We start from the raw sequence: 18,064 nt of genomic DNA, 5'->3' as shown, positions 1-18,064 counted from the left end.
TACTCTCGCATAAAATGAAATCAATTCGCAACTTACATTCTGCTATAAATTTCATTCAGTATGTTATAAATACATTTCCTCGTTCCCTGAAGATCAGGCGCCTAAACTCAATAATAAAACCGCTATATTTTTATAAAAATATAGCGGTTTTTTCTTTCCATATTCAGTTAATGATAGTATTATCTATCAATCTAGTGGCTGTGCTTATATCAGTAGATACATTATTGAATACACATTTGACTACAGTCATCGCCTTTTCCCTAGTTAACCAATGTAAACTAAGAAGAGTGTCTTCTAAATAGCTGTGCGTAATGATAGAAACAGCAGGATTATCCGTCTTCCTAATAATAGAATTTAGGAATGTGTTACAACTATGAACAATATTCCCTTCGAAATTTATACCAACATTTTGAAACAAACAATTATCCGCATTAATTTTTCTCGTATATTGGGTGTTATTGGAACCAAAAGATATATCCCCACCTATTCTGCTTGTTTTTGCTCTTATAAATTTACTGTTACTAAGGTTACAACATTCCAAATCTGCGGCCCCCTCTATTAAAATGAGGCCTTCTATAGCAATGGGGCGACCACCATAATTAGCAGGTGGCTTAATATTAATATCATAATTCTTGACGGTAATATTCTTAATGACTCCACCTGTTAAAAGCACTGAAAAGTTTTGTGTTACCGTATTATCACTTCGCCACTCTCTTTCAACTGTGATGTCCGAAATATAGCATCTGCCATAATCATACCTGCTTATATTAAATCCGACTTTTCCAGCGTCAGTTATCACCACTGGTGGTCCATTCAATGTTTCAGATACTCGAAAACTTGTTGCCGTTACGTTAATCGTATAGTAGAGTTTATCCACACTAATTCCAGTAGGCACTTTGCCAACCCATTGTTCAAAACATATTTTCGCACCATTTCCCATTCCATGTGGAGTACTATAGGAAAACATTCCACTGGCGACATTTACAGTAGGGCTGCCAAAGTATCCATAGATGCTCGAACCGTAAAATAAACCATTTTTTATCTGGCAATTTTGAATGACAGCCCCTCGGATATCCTGCAGTTTGATATTACCGTTATTACATATTGCCCCGTTGACAAAATTGTCTCCTTTAACAACGAGTTCACATCCAATGAAAGTGTTGTTAATGTATTTGACATACCAGTTATTCTGATAAGAACTAATTCCCCCTATGTTATATCCTTCAAATATATTATTTTCCAAAACTATATGAATGCCGTCTGCATTTACAAAATGTCCGCGAGCATTATTAGAAATATAGTTATTATATATATAAATTCTAGTATTCAGTTCAAACCCCGATTGATTCAGTTCAGGTCGCCATGTCGGTATGTTACTTTCAGACCACATGGATTCGATGTCTATTCCGAACATCGGGGCGATGCCATCGGTTGTAACGCCGTCATCAGCTTTACCAATCGAATAAATTTTATTTTCAAAAATATAAGTGTCATTTGAACTACCGAGAGTAATCCCTTGCCTTCTGCAGTGATGAATATCACAGTTATGAATGTAAATATGCGATCCCATCTGTTCCTGTGTATAATCAGCTGGATTAATCTTATATTCTAACCAACCTGTTGAAATAGCATCCCCTGTACAATTGCTTATTTCTACACAATCTATCTCCACAAAGTTTGAGCCCCTTATTTCTATTCCTTGTCCCCACTCATGGGTGTAATTCTGGCTGTCCACTTTTGCATTTATTTTTGCAATTTGGGCATCACTTAAAGGCGAAGACGTAATATCAATAACAAAAATCATTTTATTAGCATCTTCTATTGGCGCGAACCAACCCCTTCCAGTCGAAGACGCCGGAGCAAATTGACCATTTGTTCTAGAACCGACTAGCGTGCCAACTGCAACAGTATCTTTATATTGATAAAAACTGTATGCTGTGGTGTTTATTCCAGGAATAGACCACAGTCTAAAAGCTTTAAGGAGCCCAGGATTCTCATATCTGTCTACTATTTCACTACGGATAAAATTAGGATTATTATTCAATGAACCGTCAGTATTGACTCCTCCTCTTACAAACTTCACACCTATTTCGTAAATATGTGTTTTTTTATCTCCGACTATTTTCCCACCAGAAATTTTCACATTTTTGACTCCCTTAATATCAAATACTCGATACCAAGGTGACGAATTAGTTTCCAGTTGTAAGACACACTCCCCTGACATTTCAAAATGTAGGCCGCTTGGTATGGCAATACATGAAAACGATGTATTGTCAATTTTCAACTTATATATGCCGCTCGGTAGTATAACATGATTGTATCCTTGGGACTTAGCCCAAACTAAAGCATCACTTATCCCCTTTGTAGTAGCAACAGAATTGGTACCATCATTTTTAATATTCCATCTAACCAATTCTAATATATATGAATTTGAAACGTCCTTTACATTTGAAACCGGCACCTTTTTTGGAGACCAGTGCGCTGTGGGGCCATCATAAGTTAATACATCACCATGAGTAGGTGATGCTGTTGTTACATCCACATCATTAAGGTCCCCAAGATTCGCATTTAAGTTTACGTCCATATTCCCACTTCCTTTTTTTCTATATATTATGCTTCTATAGATTGAATAGATTGGGTATATGAACTCTAACAATAAAACGGAGTCTTTCATTCCATAGCTTATAGCTCTTGAATTTTTTCCTTAAAACACGTGTTATTAGCATGTAACAACACTTTGATTCGAATTAGTAGGGAATCCCCTTATTTAACTTAAATTTTTTTAATAACTTTTGTGAAATCCCTCTAATAATCCCAAATAAATATTTAAATTCAGTTGTTTTATGGAAAATCAATATATAAATCACATTAGGAACTATGATACATATGATTCCCTTTAATAATAACTCCAAGAAATTACTTGATAACGTGAAATTGCTCACAAAACTTGTAATAAAATACGTTCCTATACCTATTGCTGCGTAGTAGGAGTATTTTAAGAAATAATCCATTACAGGCCTATTAAATACATTTTTGTATACTAAATAAGGAGTAAGCCAGAAAGGAACAGTAATCACACTTACAAGGGTACCAAGAAATACACCCATTATCCCCATATATTTAACTAGCACAATAGAAACAGCTAGGTTGACAGCAGCTTGAACCAAAGGTGCATATCTATCCTCATGGAAAACACCCGCTGTAGTTTTCACAGTTGTTATGGAGTTCCTCATACCTCTTTCATAAAAAATAATTACTAATACAAACAACACACTTTTACTCATAAGATAATCTGATCCAATCCATAAAGTGATAAAGGGCTCCATTATAATACATAACAATATAGAGAAGAATGAGTATAACCAAAAATTCAAAAGCATATAGACTTTATACACACTATAAACCCTCTCTATACTTTCTTCTGCTACTAAATTCCCTACACTATGGTATGTATTATTAAAAATTTGATAAGTAAAATTCCTACAAATGTCTATTAACATATTGTAGTTAGAATACAGTCCAACTGCCGCTACACTAATAAATGAAGATATGATAATGTTATCGGTACCTAATACTAGGTAATTTCCTATGTTTTGCAACACAATTGCTTTCACATTCTTAACAATTTTCTCTTTAGTTTCAGCATCTAATACACCCGAAACTTTATTTTTTAAAAACGGGTACATCCTGTTGACTATGATTGCCAAAGCAATGCTAGTCGTAACTGTTATCATACTGTCGATAACTAAATATAAAATATAATTTTTTGTAAAGTGAAGTATTCCAATTTTGAGACAAGTAGATGTAATTGAAGATATGGAATATATTCCCGTTACGATATAACCCTTCTGAGAAACACTTAAAAACGAATTCTTATGCATGTACAAATAGGGTGCAACTGTATTGAATAAAAATATAAGGTAAATCCAATGAATATTTTCAACATTTGAATCTTTAATAAAGTATCCAAGAAATGGCATCAAGGATAACCCGAGTAACAAAACAATCAAGGCGATTACCATATATGCTTTCCGATACAATCTCATAAGTATGTTAATTTTTTCTTGATCATTTTCTGCGACTGGCTTATAAAGACTGTACATTATACTAGCGCCTATTCCTGCCTCCGCTAACGAAAGCATAGACAATATATTAGTAAGAAATCCATTTATACCTAGATATTCAATGCCCAGAGTATTGATAAATACGGTTCGTGAAATAAAGCTTAAAGATGTGACAATGATTTGATTTCCGATTCCAGCAGATATATTAATTATGGAATTTTTTACTCTCATATTAAAACCTTCTTGATATAAATTTTTTACATGTAGCCAACAAGATAGCTGATATTAAAGTAAACGAATGAATCCCCAAATACTCTGCGGCTTTCTTTACATTTAAATTAGACTTAACAAAATCATAATATAAATTATAATAGGATAATTTCCCTTTCAGGCCACACTTATAAAATTCAATTTGCTGATTTATGTAATATGCTGTACCTTTCGGACTTTTGGAAAATATATCCCTCATATTTTTTGTTAAACCATCTTCTAAATAATTACATATATATATTGTCTTGTTAAACCATCTTATTTTATAACCTTCATAAGCCATCCGGTTCCATACCGTATCCTCTGTCATAAATTTTTCCCCTTCAAACTCATGAAACTTGTATTTCCTTAGTATATCGGTATAAAAGACTTCAGCTTTATCTCCTGTTATATTGTATTTATTCCTTTCAAGTGAAGTTGCATCAACATATTCACCTTTAAACGTTGTTCCTAAAAAATCCTTACTGCTCCCTCCCCTATTACCAGAAACACCACAAAATAATTTTTTATTCTCCAAACTATTTTCCCATTCTACTATACTTTCTAATGCATCCTCTGTAATGTGATCATCGGAATCTACTATAAAAAACATTTCTCCCTCAGCCAAATCAACACCCTTGTTAATTGCCCTATGTTTCCCTCCATTTTCAACTTTATAGTATCGTATGGAAAATGAATTCTCCTCTAATTTCCACAATTTAAATAATTCCTCTGTATTATCACTTGATCCATCATCAATGACTAACCATTCAAAATTTCTATATGTTTGCTCCTGTAATGATCTGTATAATTTCTCTATAATATATCCTCTGTTATACGTTGGGGTGAATACTGTTATTTTCATTTATAATCATCCTTTGTATGAACCTTGCTTACATCTCATATAATCTATTACTTTCACCTTTTTTATCCCATTTTCCCATAAAAAAAGCACCACAGATTTTACTCTACTGGCGGAAAATCATGACTTAATTTATTCAATCAAAATTATTAACTTCCTAACATATCCATCTGATTTGTAAAAACCTATCTTATACATTATTTATACTTAATTTTTATTTAAATATAAATTAATGCTCCTAATACAAAATCCTTGGGTAAAAGGAAGAATATTAAATAATGTAGAATATACTCCTATATCCTTTGTATCTCCTTGGGAAAATTCAACTGCCCCATCTTTTCTTGTAACTTGCATTAAATAATGCATGGCTCTCTCTACACTATCCATGCATTCACTTGAAATTCCATCTATCTTTGAAGCATTTAACATAAACCATCCAAGTGTAGCTGTAGCGGAAGAATCAGACCTACTCTCATTTCTAGTTACAGTCCAATTCCAACTTCCATTATCTTGTTGAAAACTCATTGCCGTTTTCGCAAACCTTTTAACACTTTCCTCAAATGATAATTTATATTTACTATCTTGAGGCAATTCATTCCAAGCATCTATAAGACCAATAGCAAACCAACCAAGACCTCTTCCCCATCCATATAATCCAAGAGGGACTTTATTCTCTATCTTGTAGACATGACACGGTAGCGAATGTTTATGTAACATTCCATACTTTTCATACTCCCTAATTTGTTTCACTGCCAAATCTATACACTCTTCCTCGTTATATCTAGTACCATAACAAACTAGAAAAGGGCATATAAACCCTATAGTATCTACATATCTGTAGCTTTTCATAAACTTCCTATATTCTACTGTGCCGTCCTCACCTATATGATCTTTAATCATTTCCCATGTATAATCTAATGCCTTTTTATATTTATTTATATCAATGCAATCCAACTTCATAATAGCGTAAGCGAGTATAGCTCCGTCTATATGCTTAGGTTTTTCTAGCCATTGACCACTACTATCAAATTTTGAATTCAAAAATTTTTCAATCTCATATTCCATTTCCTTATCATCATTATGTTTTAAATACTCAGATAAACCTAATACTAATGATGCTTCTTGCCAATGTTGAATCGTACTTTTCGTATAATTTCCTTTCAGCATATCTAATACAACTAATCTTGTATTGTCTGTTACTTTTATTTTTGGGGTGTTTAATAACCACTTAGACCCTTTTTTCGTTATAGTCTTGTTCCATATGGACTTATCCTTATACCTCCCCATATGAATTCTTAGTACCCAATCTTTTATTACAGGTACTAAGTCTATGGTAATAATCATAAAAATAATAAAAATTACAATACAGCTCAAAATTTGAAATATCATCTTTATATTGCCCTTTCAACGTGAAAATAATTTAAATACTTATTTAACATATCCAACAGTACTACCTAATTCTTCTGACATTTGAGTGCACATATCTGGTGTGATATTCTCACCTATTGTCCAGGTTTTATCATAACGATGTGCTGTCTTTAGATTTAATTGGTGCTTATTGATATAATCTTTTGTTTTCCCTATAATTTTCGCGGGATTTCCTCCAACTATGCATCCTTCCGGAACCGATTTTGTTACTATACTTCCCGCAGCCACAACAGCATTTTTCCCTATTGTAACCCCGGGCATAATTAAAGCCCTTGCTCCTATAAATGCATTGTCTTCTATTTTTATTTTCGCTATTTTTGTATAATCTAAATATCGTTTCGTACTGGCGTCATGTGCAAGGAGATATACTTGGGGTGCAAATGTAACATTATCACCTATTTCTATTAGCCAACAATGAGCATAGTCAATTGTACTTCCAGCTAATCCACTACAATTCCCCCCTACCTTCATACCTCTTTGTAAACACGCTTCTACTGTTAAATCTTCAAGAGATACCATTCCCAATTTTACCATTAATGATTTTTTTATCCGATTAAACATAATGGCCTCCAATGGATGTATTATTTAACTTATTTTTAAATGCTATATTTAACCATCTATTAAATTATACAAATGATCAACTTTATCTTCTGTCCCCAATTCTTCTTTCTTGAGATTATCGATAAACTCACTTCTTAATTTTTCTTCTTTTATTAATAACTCAAGATGATTTGCCACTGACATAGGGTTCATCTCTGCAATTACTCCATTGATATTATTCCTTATATGATTATTAGCTGTTTCAAAATTAGTAATTAATATTGGTTTTGCCAATATTTTTGCCTCATCTATAGAAATAGATTTACCTTCATATCTGGATGTCTGTATATATATATCTGCTTGCTTTATGTATGGATATGGATTCTCTTTTATACCTAATAACTTCACTCTTTTTTCCAGTTTTTCTTCCTTTATAATTCTTTCAAGTTCTTCTCTTACGTTACCTTCTCCGATCAAATACCATGTAAGATCGTACCCTTTTTTTACGAGTATATTAAATGCTTCTAAAGAGATATCTAATCCCTTTTCTTTAGCCAATCTTCCTACCGAAATTAATGATATACTTTTATCGTTCTCTTCTTTAAAATCAACTTTCTCTAATGACATTTTCCTTATCATTCTTGCAGAAACTATATTGTGTATACACCCAATTTTCTCCCCATATTCCGGGAAATTCTCCTTTAAAATATTTACTAGCTCTTCTGATACAGTCACTATATGATCTAGTTTCCCAAAATAAAATTTTTCTTTACTAAAATCAATCCCTAATTTATTATAATCCGTGTGTATCCATCCAATCTTTTTTTTCGCTTTTACCTTGTCTACACAGAAATATATAGGATTTTTTTCTTGAAACCCTATGGCTACATCATATTCCTTATCGATTTCATCTATCGAATTTGACATGTACTTCCATATTTTTTGTTCAATTATGGCTCCATTTGTTTCTGTCTTAGCCAGATAACCTAATACCCCTCTAGAAAATATTGTTTTAAAATCTCCTATTTTCATTAAGTCTGTCAAAGACCTTTTTATAGGCATATCAAAATATTTATATTTTATCGATTCCGGTAATACAGTGACTTCTTTTGGTAACTTATTTATAAATATTCCTTCATGCTTAAATAAGAATAAATCCACTTTGTATTTAGAATAATCTATAACTTCCAATAAAGAAATTAGGGCTTTTTCAGCCCCACCACAATTTAGATTATTCATTATAAATAATATATTTTTTTTCATGAACTTCACCCATTATAGAATTTCATATAACTTATATATTTCTTCTTCCGTTCCTAATTTCTCTTTCGAAAGATTACTTACTAATTTTTTCTTTAGTTCTTTATCTTTTATAAGTCTCTCAATTCCTTCTGCAATAGCCTCTGGTTTCATGTCTACAATTAATCCATTTATTTCATTGGCAATTTGATCTTTCGCAGTACTAAAATCAGTAACAAGTATAGGCTTATTCAATATTTTCGCCTCATCAATTGCTATAGATTTCCCTTCAAATTTAGATGTCTGTGCATAAATATCTGCTTGTTTTATATACGGGTAGGGATTAGATTTTAATCCTAACAATTTGAAATTGTTTTCTAATTTATTTGCTTTTATCAAATTAGTCAGTTGTTCTCTTTCTTCTCCCTCACCTATAATATTCCACTTTATTTTGTACCCTTTATCTATTAGTTTCTTACAGGATTCTATAGCCATTTCAAAGCCTTTTTGGTAGTGCAGCCTACCTATTGAAAGGATAATAATTTCATTATCTTTCTTAACATAAACATCCTTATTTTCCTGATTAGCCATTTTATGTATCATTGTCGGTGATACAATATTGTAAATAACACTTATCTCATCTTTTTGATTAGGAAATCTATTTTTTAGGATATTGGCACACTCTGCCGATACTGTAACTATATTGTTTAGCTTTTTGAAGTACAAAACATCAAAATTCGAATCCATTCCTAATTTATTATAGTCAATGTGTACCCATCCTATTTTTTTATGTGCTTTCACCTTATCTACACAAAAATATGTAGCGGTTTTTTCTAAGAATCCTATAGTAACATCATACTGTTTCTCAATTTTATTTAAAGACTTAGCAATATATTTCCAGCTATATTGTTCCTTTATTGATGTATTTTTTCCTGTTCTATTCTTCATGGTGAACATACACCTATTATAGGCTAACGATATTTCCCCTTTTAATAAAAATGCTTTGACCGATTTAAACAAAGGCAAAGTAAATGTCTTATATGCTTCTGGTATAGGTAAAATTTGTACATCTTTTGGCACAAATTCCATAAATATACCTTCATGGTTAAACAAAAATAAATCTACATTATATAATTGATAATCTATTTGAGATAGTAAGTTTACTAGACTCTTTTCCCCACCACCAGCAGATAGACTAGGCATAACAAATAATAATTTTTTTTTCATAATATACCTCGATTTACTTAGCTAATTCTTGTAAGTATTCTACCGCTTTATATGACATTCTCTTAATATTAGGCATAGTTTGCTCTAGTTTTCTCTTCAATTGATCTTCTTCTCTTACCATCTCATCGAATTTAGCTTTTAATTTATTACTATTAGATATTTCTTCTATATTTAAGACTAATTTCTCTTCTCCAAATAAGTCTTTAGCTATCCCCTTCGATTTTATACTGTATCCCAATACCATAGTTGGAACACAATTTGAGTAAGCTGCTATCGTAGCATGTGTTCTAGCTCCTATAAAGAATCGCATCCTAGCTATATACCCTTTATATTGTATTGCATTTAAATTGTTTGGTAATATAATTACCCTACCTGTATTTTTAAATTCCTCATAATATGTATACAGAACTTCATAATCGTTATTCCCATCCTGCATAACATGCGGTGTGAGAGCAATTATTGAATCTGTAGTATCTAGTATATGGTTAATTAAATCTCTTACCGCAACTTGTGAATCCTTGTTCCTGTTCCATACAAGTGGACTAAAATTAAGACCTATTGTATTCCCCTCTTGCCATCCTTTTGGTAATTCCAACTCTTCTTTCTCCATAGTAAATGCAGGATCTGCACACAATTTAACATTATTAAGCCCTTTATTTTTCAACATATTATAAGTAAGTGTTTCACGAGCTAATATTAAATCAAACTGTTTTAAGTCTCCTAACTTTCTCTCAGACATATCCTCTTCACCTATAGAACATCCCCATAACACTAACTTCTTTCCTGCTGCTTTTACTTTTTTATCTATTTCATACAATGCGGGCTGCTCCCCGTAACAATAATTATCTCCGCCTATAGATAAGCATACGTCCATATTCTTTATATGTTTAATTATATTATCTTCCATTTTAGCTATTGCATAAGATTCATCATTAAACAATTTTACTTTAAGTAAAGCCATCCACCACTCATATGAGTACTTTGCTATACTCTTAGTAGAACCATCATATATCCCATCTAACTTTGTTATAATCTTATCTGTTTCAGGCTTACTTGATACCAAATATATCTTTGCCTCATCTACCTTTTCTTTTATGATACTAGTAGAGGAACGAACAATAGCCTCACATCCCCTATTAAGACTGCCACCATGGGCAAACATCATAATTTTCATACTTAAACTCCCTCACTATTATTTATTTCTGAATCTACTGTAGGCTGTAGCGAAATACAGTCCAATAGTTGATTGTCTCTTTATTAAATTTATTATTAACCGCTCATATCTTCCTAGCTTGTTATAAATTTCACTATAATATATAGATAGTGCCTCTCTCACATGTTTATTTCGTATCATACTTTTTACATATTTATACCGCCTACTGAAACTTACATCTTTAGATGGTGTAAAATAAACATGTATATAGGACATTACACTATTCATAAACTTTATTGATTTTAATTGATTTATTTTTACTTTATTAAGTTTATCAGTATATATTTTAGGCAATTCCATAGTATATACTTCTACAGCCCTCTGAAAGTAATCTCTTTTCGATATATTTCTAGTAGCACTACCCGCTACTTCCCTATAGTGATAACCTGCATAATTGATATATTTCATACGGGTTGCAACACTAAAGAATTCAACGTTAAACATTCCATCTTCCCCCAATGCAATTCCATTTGGGAATTTAACGTCATTTTCTTTGATTACATTATTTCGATAAATCTTATTTACAACAGTATTCAAGTTATCCGCCTTAAGGAAATAAGGTAATAATTCTCGCTCTATATAATCCCTTTTGAGAACAATATCTATAGGAAATGGGTATTTTGTAGTTACCTTATGTCCTTCCGTTTCACTCTCGAAATTTGATATAACTACATCACAATTACTTTCTTTTACTGAATGATATAGCACCTCATACATATCTCTTTTTACACAATCATCAGCATCAACAAATCCAACATATTCCCCAGCCGCTAAATGCAGGCCCCTATTTCTAGCAATACTTACACCTTGATTTCTTTGGTTGATAAGTATAATCCGGTCATCTAATTTCTTATAATTCTCAATTATTTCCCTGCTGTCATCTGTTGAACCATCATTAACAAATATAAACTCACACTCTTGAAGTGTTTGATTTAAAAGTGACTCTATGCACTGAGTGATGTATTTTCCTGCATTATAAACTGGTATTATTACACTTACTTTTTGGTTCATGCCTAATCACACCTTTACGAGAAATCTCTTACGCTATTATCATAAATACACCTCTATTGTTGTCTCCTATACTTGATGTATGAATTGTTTAGGCACCTATAAAGTGAAACTTTAGTCATTGGGAGTTTTCTTCATCCCCCGCTAATTATTAGTTGAACGAATCGGACTTTTAAGGGCAACTGATCTCCCACCTAGCTTCTTTGTTTTTGCCGAATTTTGAGGTGAGGGTCTTACTGCCCATTAATGCGGGATAATTTTATATAGCTTATTCAACTCAGCGTTATTACTATAATCTCGATCTCGCAAATTATTGATTAATGTTTTCCTTAGCTCATCATCTCTATATAAATTTTCGATACCTTCGACTAACCCCTCTATACTTGAATCACATATAACGCCCTCAATTCCATCATCCAATTGACTGGCTGCGGTAGGATAATTAGTTATCAATATAGGCTTTTCAAGGATTTTAGCTTCCGTAACCGTAACTGCCTTTCCCTCATATCTAGACGGCTGAACATATAAATCACATAACTTCATATACGGATATGGATTGGTTTGTTTACCTAATAGTATAAAACTGTCTTCTAACTGTTGTTCCGTTATCAGTTCTTTAAGGATAGATTCATCCGATCCGTATCCTATCACATACCATTTTATATTGTTTAACCCCTTATTATGTAATGCTTTAAGAGCTTTTATAGCAACATCAAACCCTTTCGCATATGACAATCTTCCAACCGATAAAATATTAAAGGTGTCGTTACTTTGCTTATTAAAATTCACAGTGCTTTCAGCCATATTTCGGATAAATTGGGGTGAAGTAATATTTTCTATTTGTACAATTTTATTTTTTAGTGATGGATATACAGTTAAAAACGCCTTTGTACATTCGTCTGATATAGATGCTATGTGATCAAATTTATTCCACATAGCAAAATCAATTTTATTATCAATTTCTAGTGTGCTATAATCTGTATGAATCCAAGCAATCTTCCTATCAGCGCTGACATTATCAGCTAAAACATCGTGTGGCCATGCATAACTAATCGCAACGTCATACTTTTTTTTCTGTTTAGGCAAAAAATACGCTGCATACTTTGACACAAGCTGCATCTGAATATATCCTGAACCTTCCTTTAACTGTCTCTTTTTCGATATTCTGCCTGCCATATACTTACTTATTATTCTTGTGATTACTGCCCCAAAATATCCTCCACGTACACATTGCACAATTGACTTCCTAAAGACGGTATATCCACCTATCTGTGGTAGTACGTTAACTTTATTAGGTACTAGATTTAAGAACTCTCCGGTATGATTAAATATCAATAAATCTATGTTGTATGTATCATAGTCGAAGCTTTCCAACATATTAATTAGACTTCTTTCTATTCCACCAATTTCCATATCATAGATAGAAATTAAAACATTTTTTTTCATCCGCTTCCTCACGTTCATATTTTGTTTTAATGTAAGTAAATGAAAGCAATCGCAGTATGTGAATTCATATGGAATAAACTTTTCATTAGCTGCTTAAACTAGTGCGATCAATACACATATTCTCTCTTTTATTCACAAATAGCGTATTAGAAGGAATACGCCCTTTTACAACGCTCCCGGCGGCTATTACGGTATTATCGCCTATAACAGTATCCTTCAATATAACTACATTAGAACCAATCCAAACATTCTTCCCTATCTTTACTTCACCTTTTACCAGATGACCATCTGTAGGGTCTTTATAATTATGGTCGTGGTCATTAATGCTCACATTTGGTCCTATCTTTGTACCTCTTCCAATCGATATTCTCTTTACACAGTTGATATTACAGTTATCATTAATAAATACTTTTTCTTCTATATCTAATACTCCGTCAAAATCCAGTCTAATGCTGGCATTCTTTCTTACAAATACAAACTTTCCAATATTAACTTTTGAACGCTTATTAAAGATTTCAATCTTGCTATTTGCTTGGAGAAAAAAGATTGAACACTTTATATTACGAAAATATATTACCTTATAGAAGGCGCCTCTTAATGCACCAATTACATGTGAAACATTCATTAGTACAGTAAAGTACAGTCCTCTATTACGGCTTTCTGCAACTATTGTTTGAATAATTTTCTTGAATACCTTAATCATGTGTATTCTCCTTAAAACCTTGTTTTCCTATTATGTACCTTCTTAGCCTAGCAATATTATTTCCACCTATTATTTTCGCTAAGATTAACTTTATATTACCCTTGATTCTTACTTTGGGCGGCAACCAACTTTTATAAAAATGATGCATTGCATATGTATTTTCAGTTATAAATTTTCTGCAATTGATATAATCATATGGAGAAAAATACGTTTGTGGATAAAAGGCTCCCATACCGCTTATTTCTTGATATTCTCCATTTAATTTTAATCCTGCATTTTTTAGTATATTCGTTACAATAGCCACATTGGTTAATTCATCATGGTTTCCATCTTTTTTGATGAACTCTTTCCCTTCATATGAATCCAAAAATGTTTTAATTAACTTATTTCCTTTCATAGCTCCTATAGTACTTGTAGCTATATAATTTTCTTGTTCAAATCCCCAAAATGAATTATGATGGAGCATATTATCAAAAGGTTTGAATACCTCTACATCGGTATCTAAATAAATACCTCCAAACTTATAAAGAACATATACCCTTACATAATCACTTACAAATGCAAATTTTTTCGCATCATAGGCTTCTTTAACATATAAGTTACATTCTATGTCAAAATTTTTTTCATTCCATTCAATAATTTCATATTCTGGGATATTCTTCTTCCAGCTATCTATGCATTTTCGTACGATCTCAGGCTTCTCTCCACCACCAAACCAACAATAATGTATGATTGATGGAATTTTCCTCACGTTCTCCAATTGATACACTCTCCCCGATATGCTTAAATTTATACTTAAAAGTAGGGATTACTGAAAAATCTATAAAGATATATATTTACTTGTATAAATGATGCCTAAACTTATTACACTCTCGTAAAAATAATAAAAGAGATAACATAATAAGAGTCCGTAATATACGAAATTCCTATCCTTTTTAGAAAATAATACAACAATCCACGAAATTAAAATTAATTGATATAAACTGAAGTAAATGGTGAATCTTGCAAATATCCAATTTTGCGTTGAAATAATCATGAACACTAAACCAATTAAAGACATGTTTACAATGTAATCACTTTTCGGAAAGACTTCTCTTAATTTTTCTTTTCCAAGATATGCAATAACTACTGGCACAGCACTAACTGCAACACGTAATACATTTGCTCCTCCCTCTGCAAAGTCCTTGTAGTGTCCATACTGAGTTGATTCTAATGCCGAGAACAATGCTGCTGAGAATTGATTAAATCCAATTACTATAATGACCGAGAGGAACAGCAATACATACGTATCCCAAGCCCAAGCCTTTCTCCTAACCAAAAAATAAATTGGGATTAAGACAAGCGCTGACTTATGAATCAGAGATGCTAAAAGTACAATCAAAATATATTTTTTCCAATTTCCATTAAAAATATATTTCGTGGCCATAAAGACAATAGATGCTGCTAAAAACTGTCTGATTCCATTCATGGATACCAAATACATTCCACCTGTAATATATACAAATAAAGCTAATTCAAGCATTCGAGAGTATTTATAAAGAGTTATTACAATTAATACATTTGTCACTAAAGCGACAAAAAATATCATTATCTGCGGATCTTTTGAGAACTGTTGCAGAAACATCTGTAAAATATCAAATCCAAAATCCCCTGAGAAATCAATATTGCTCCAACTGAATTCATTGTGGGCATAGGAATACATGTAAAAATAAGTATCACCAATATTATTTCTAAGTCCCGATACAATAGCAAGAGATGCCATTGCCAAGAAACTAAGTAGTTTATTTGGTTGAACTGGAACGATCCCATTGCTCATGCTCTTTGCAGAATATCTTGCAAAAAAGGATAAAATGTAAACTACAGAAAGGTTTATCCATAATATAGTCATTCCATAACTCCTTCCACACAGCAAACAAGCAAGTAACTTAGACAAGCAAAGGCACTAGAAAAAATAGATATATTTATACATAAATATATTAAGCGATTAATCAACCAATTATTGCAACCTTAAACAGCAATTACCGGCATATCTTCACCTTCCTAATGGCGCTTCGAAACAGTTTTATTACTTGTATTCTGTATATAAAGATAAAGAAGAATCCCGAAAGGTATTGCTAAGAAAGTGGTACCCTTACATGGTGATTCTTTAAGAAAAGCATAATTTCTAATCATTAAATTACTTGATACATAATGTATGGATTCCCGAAATCTCTCCTTAAAAGAAGGAGCATACTTCATAGCAACCTTTCTGAAGAATAAAAAACCACGCGGGTTTTTCTTATATTGTTTAATCATGTTCATGCTTGAACCATCATCTAAATATTCCACATGGCATAAGACTTCGTTCATAATGAGTAAAGGACATTGTTGATCAATTAAAATATACTTATAACTGAGCGGACAGTACTTCTCTCCTGAAAATATAGGATATGGCAAAGAATTTCTTGTCAATTCCGAACGATAAACTAGTTTCTTATCGCCTCTAACCCCATGAAGACCATACAAACTTGACAGTGTGGAAGATTTAATATTAGATGGCATTTTAGTTCCAATGATCTCTCCATTCTGTTTCGCATCCAACCCGACTATTCCAGCAAACTTCTTACTTCCATGTGTCTTCCAAAATGAAGCAATCTTTTCAACAGCATCTTCAGCCATATAATCATCCGAGTCTATACAAACATTTAACTCTGTATCCATTAATTCATAAGCGGTATTGTGTGCCCCGTGCATACCTTGATTTTCTTGGTAATGATAACGAATGGGAACGACATCTTCTGCAATCCACGTATCTATAAGTTCCTTTGTGTTATCAGTAGAGCCATCATCAATGATTAACCAAATAAAATCTTTACATTTTTGCTTCTTTAAACTTTCGTAACATAAATGAAGGGTATATGCACGATTATATGTAGGTGTAAAAACGGTTAAGAGTGGTGTCATTGCAAACCCTCCTGCATCAAGTTTTTATTATTTATAGGCATGTGCATAATAGTAATCTGTTAGCCAGTTTGCCATAGTAGCTGTATCATAGCCCATATTTTGCATTACATTTGTTGTATCCTCATGCTCTAATGATGAGGAAAAAATTGCATCTGCCCATAATTCTGTTGAACTCTTTAAGCTCATAAATTTCATTCGGCCAGTCAAGTTAGATTCACTAGTAATTGCATCAGACACCACACAATTTAGACCAGCAGCCTGTGCTTCCACTAGTACAACTGGTAAGCCTTCAAAAAGCGAAGGAAAAAGAAAAATGTCAAATCCTTGCATCAATTGCGGGATATCGGCTCTAGTTCCTAGAAATCTGACTTTAGAAGACAACCCTAAGTCAGCGACTTTTTTTTCAATGCTTGCACGTAGGGTACCTTCCCCTATGAGAACCAGTATGGATTCTGGGTTCTTTTTATGTACAGCATGGAAAATATCTATTAAAAATTCATGATTTTTTTGCTTATTGAATCTTCCTACATGCCCGATAACTAACGTATTATCGTTTGCTCCAATTTCTTCTCTTACTTTATTTCTGTTACTTTCGTTATATTTAAATTCTGCAGCATTCACTGCGTTATTTAGAACTTTTACTTCATTACAGCTTGCCCTTTTCTTCCCAAACAACCATTCCCCTGCTTTTTTTGAACATGCAAAATATGCAGTCGGATTTTCTTTCATTGTGAATCTTGCATATAATCGAAAAGGAAGTTTTATATCGATACCTAAATCACTTAAATGACTGTGAGCAATACGGCACGGAACACCTGCATTTTTTGCTGCTCTTAATACAAAACTACTGTTCTCATTGATATGGGAATGTACTACTTTATACTCAGGATTAGTAGCAAAGAACTCATTGAGTAATTTAAAATAACGGCGATAATTTCCAGGTCGTATCTGTGGCATTCGATAAATTTTCCCACCAAGCCTCTCAATTTCATCATCATAATGTCCCTTATCTGTTCTATGTACCATAAAATCAAATTGAATCTTGCTACGATCTATTCTTCGGTAATAATTCATCAACATAGTTTCAAGCCCGCCACGATTCATAACGGTAACTACTTGAAGTATACGAATAGGTTTCAAGA

General features: G+C 32.5%; 15 protein-coding genes. All 15 read right to left on the bottom strand.

Going from position 1 to position 18,064, the window contains the following annotated elements:
* Window positions 1-163: 163 nt before the first annotated feature.
* The gene (locus AAIE21_RS17090; protein WP_343267853.1) at window positions 164-2,584 is read right to left on the bottom strand and encodes a right-handed parallel beta-helix repeat-containing protein; all 2,421 of its coding nucleotides are present in this window, start codon (window positions 2,582-2,584) and stop codon (window positions 164-166) included.
* A 163-nt stretch (window positions 2,585-2,747) separates the two neighbouring features.
* Window positions 2,748-4,295, bottom strand: a complete 1,548-nt coding sequence (locus AAIE21_RS17085; RefSeq protein WP_343267852.1) for a lipopolysaccharide biosynthesis protein — start codon at window positions 4,293-4,295, stop codon at window positions 2,748-2,750.
* A gap of 1 nt (window position 4,296) precedes the next feature.
* Window positions 4,297-5,178 (bottom strand): glycosyltransferase family 2 protein, encoded by an 882-nt coding sequence (locus AAIE21_RS17080; protein ID WP_343267851.1) that lies wholly within the window; start codon window positions 5,176-5,178, stop codon window positions 4,297-4,299.
* 204 nt (window positions 5,179-5,382) lie between these two features.
* Entirely contained in the window at window positions 5,383-6,564 is a 1,182-nt protein-coding gene (locus AAIE21_RS17075; RefSeq protein ID WP_343267850.1) for a glycoside hydrolase family 88 protein, read from the bottom strand.
* 39 nt (window positions 6,565-6,603) lie between these two features.
* Window positions 6,604-7,164, bottom strand: a complete 561-nt coding sequence (locus AAIE21_RS17070; protein ID WP_343267849.1) for an acyltransferase — start codon at window positions 7,162-7,164, stop codon at window positions 6,604-6,606.
* 48 nt (window positions 7,165-7,212) lie between these two features.
* On the bottom strand, window positions 7,213-8,406 hold the full coding sequence (locus AAIE21_RS17065) for a glycosyltransferase (RefSeq protein ID WP_343267848.1): 1,194 nt from the start codon (window positions 8,404-8,406) through the stop codon (window positions 7,213-7,215).
* Between the two features lie 12 nt (window positions 8,407-8,418).
* Window positions 8,419-9,609, bottom strand: coding sequence for a glycosyltransferase (locus tag AAIE21_RS17060; protein WP_343267847.1), 1,191 nt, complete (start codon window positions 9,607-9,609; stop codon window positions 8,419-8,421).
* A gap of 13 nt (window positions 9,610-9,622) precedes the next feature.
* Window positions 9,623-10,783, bottom strand: coding sequence for a polysaccharide pyruvyl transferase family protein (locus tag AAIE21_RS17055; protein ID WP_343267846.1), 1,161 nt, complete (start codon window positions 10,781-10,783; stop codon window positions 9,623-9,625).
* Window positions 10,784-10,801: 18 nt separating this feature from the next.
* The gene (locus AAIE21_RS17050) at window positions 10,802-11,833 is read right to left on the bottom strand and encodes a glycosyltransferase (RefSeq protein ID WP_343267845.1); all 1,032 of its coding nucleotides are present in this window, start codon (window positions 11,831-11,833) and stop codon (window positions 10,802-10,804) included.
* Between the two features lie 240 nt (window positions 11,834-12,073).
* Window positions 12,074-13,276, bottom strand: a complete 1,203-nt coding sequence (locus AAIE21_RS17045; RefSeq protein WP_343267844.1) for a glycosyltransferase — start codon at window positions 13,274-13,276, stop codon at window positions 12,074-12,076.
* An 85-nt stretch (window positions 13,277-13,361) separates the two neighbouring features.
* Window positions 13,362-13,979 carry an acyltransferase gene (locus tag AAIE21_RS17040; RefSeq protein WP_343267843.1) on the bottom strand — a complete coding sequence of 206 codons (618 nt, stop codon included), beginning with the start codon at window positions 13,977-13,979 and terminating at the stop codon, window positions 13,362-13,364.
* A complete protein-coding gene (locus AAIE21_RS17035; protein ID WP_343267842.1) occupies window positions 13,972-14,739 on the bottom strand; it encodes a glycosyltransferase family 32 protein in 768 nt (255 codons plus the stop codon). Before AAIE21_RS17035 ends, AAIE21_RS17040 begins: the two co-directional genes overlap by 8 nt.
* A gap of 60 nt (window positions 14,740-14,799) precedes the next feature.
* Window positions 14,800-15,867, bottom strand: a complete 1,068-nt coding sequence (locus AAIE21_RS17030; RefSeq protein ID WP_343267841.1) for an EpsG family protein — start codon at window positions 15,865-15,867, stop codon at window positions 14,800-14,802.
* A gap of 152 nt (window positions 15,868-16,019) precedes the next feature.
* A complete protein-coding gene (locus tag AAIE21_RS17025; protein WP_343267840.1) occupies window positions 16,020-16,922 on the bottom strand; it encodes a glycosyltransferase family 2 protein in 903 nt (300 codons plus the stop codon).
* 27 nt (window positions 16,923-16,949) lie between these two features.
* Window positions 16,950-18,062, bottom strand: a complete 1,113-nt coding sequence (locus AAIE21_RS17020; RefSeq protein ID WP_343267839.1) for a glycosyltransferase family 1 protein — start codon at window positions 18,060-18,062, stop codon at window positions 16,950-16,952.
* Between the last annotated feature and the right edge of the window lie 2 nt (window positions 18,063-18,064).

This window comes from Paenibacillus sp. 102 (assembly GCF_039549175.1).
Taxonomy (GTDB): Bacteria; Bacillota; Bacilli; order Bacillales; family Bacillaceae_G; genus Bacillus_A.
The sequence above is the reverse complement of the archived record's forward strand: the minus strand, read 5'-3'. Positions and strand labels throughout refer to the sequence as shown.

What these genes read in the sequence shown, in the direction of transcription:
- AAIE21_RS17090 (WP_343267853.1), bottom strand. Translation starts at nt 2,584, where the DNA reads ATGGACGTAAACTTAAATGCGAATCTTGGGGACCTTAATGATGTGGAT.
- AAIE21_RS17085 (WP_343267852.1), bottom strand. Translation starts at nt 4,295, where the DNA reads ATGAGAGTAAAAAATTCCATAATTAATATATCTGCTGGAATCGGAAAT.
- AAIE21_RS17080 (WP_343267851.1), bottom strand. Translation starts at nt 5,178, where the DNA reads ATGAAAATAACAGTATTCACCCCAACGTATAACAGAGGATATATTATA.
- AAIE21_RS17075 (WP_343267850.1), bottom strand. Translation starts at nt 6,564, where the DNA reads ATGATATTTCAAATTTTGAGCTGTATTGTAATTTTTATTATTTTTATG.
- AAIE21_RS17070 (WP_343267849.1), bottom strand. Translation starts at nt 7,164, where the DNA reads ATGTTTAATCGGATAAAAAAATCATTAATGGTAAAATTGGGAATGGTA.
- AAIE21_RS17065 (WP_343267848.1), bottom strand. Translation starts at nt 8,406, where the DNA reads ATGAAAAAAAATATATTATTTATAATGAATAATCTAAATTGTGGTGGG.
- AAIE21_RS17060 (WP_343267847.1), bottom strand. Translation starts at nt 9,609, where the DNA reads ATGAAAAAAAAATTATTATTTGTTATGCCTAGTCTATCTGCTGGTGGT.
- AAIE21_RS17055 (WP_343267846.1), bottom strand. Translation starts at nt 10,783, where the DNA reads ATGAAAATTATGATGTTTGCCCATGGTGGCAGTCTTAATAGGGGATGT.
- AAIE21_RS17050 (WP_343267845.1), bottom strand. Translation starts at nt 11,833, where the DNA reads ATGAACCAAAAAGTAAGTGTAATAATACCAGTTTATAATGCAGGAAAA.
- AAIE21_RS17045 (WP_343267844.1), bottom strand. Translation starts at nt 13,276, where the DNA reads ATGAAAAAAAATGTTTTAATTTCTATCTATGATATGGAAATTGGTGGA.
- AAIE21_RS17040 (WP_343267843.1), bottom strand. Translation starts at nt 13,979, where the DNA reads ATGATTAAGGTATTCAAGAAAATTATTCAAACAATAGTTGCAGAAAGC.
- AAIE21_RS17030 (WP_343267841.1), bottom strand. Translation starts at nt 15,867, where the DNA reads ATGACTATATTATGGATAAACCTTTCTGTAGTTTACATTTTATCCTTT.
- AAIE21_RS17025 (WP_343267840.1), bottom strand. Translation starts at nt 16,922, where the DNA reads ATGACACCACTCTTAACCGTTTTTACACCTACATATAATCGTGCATAT.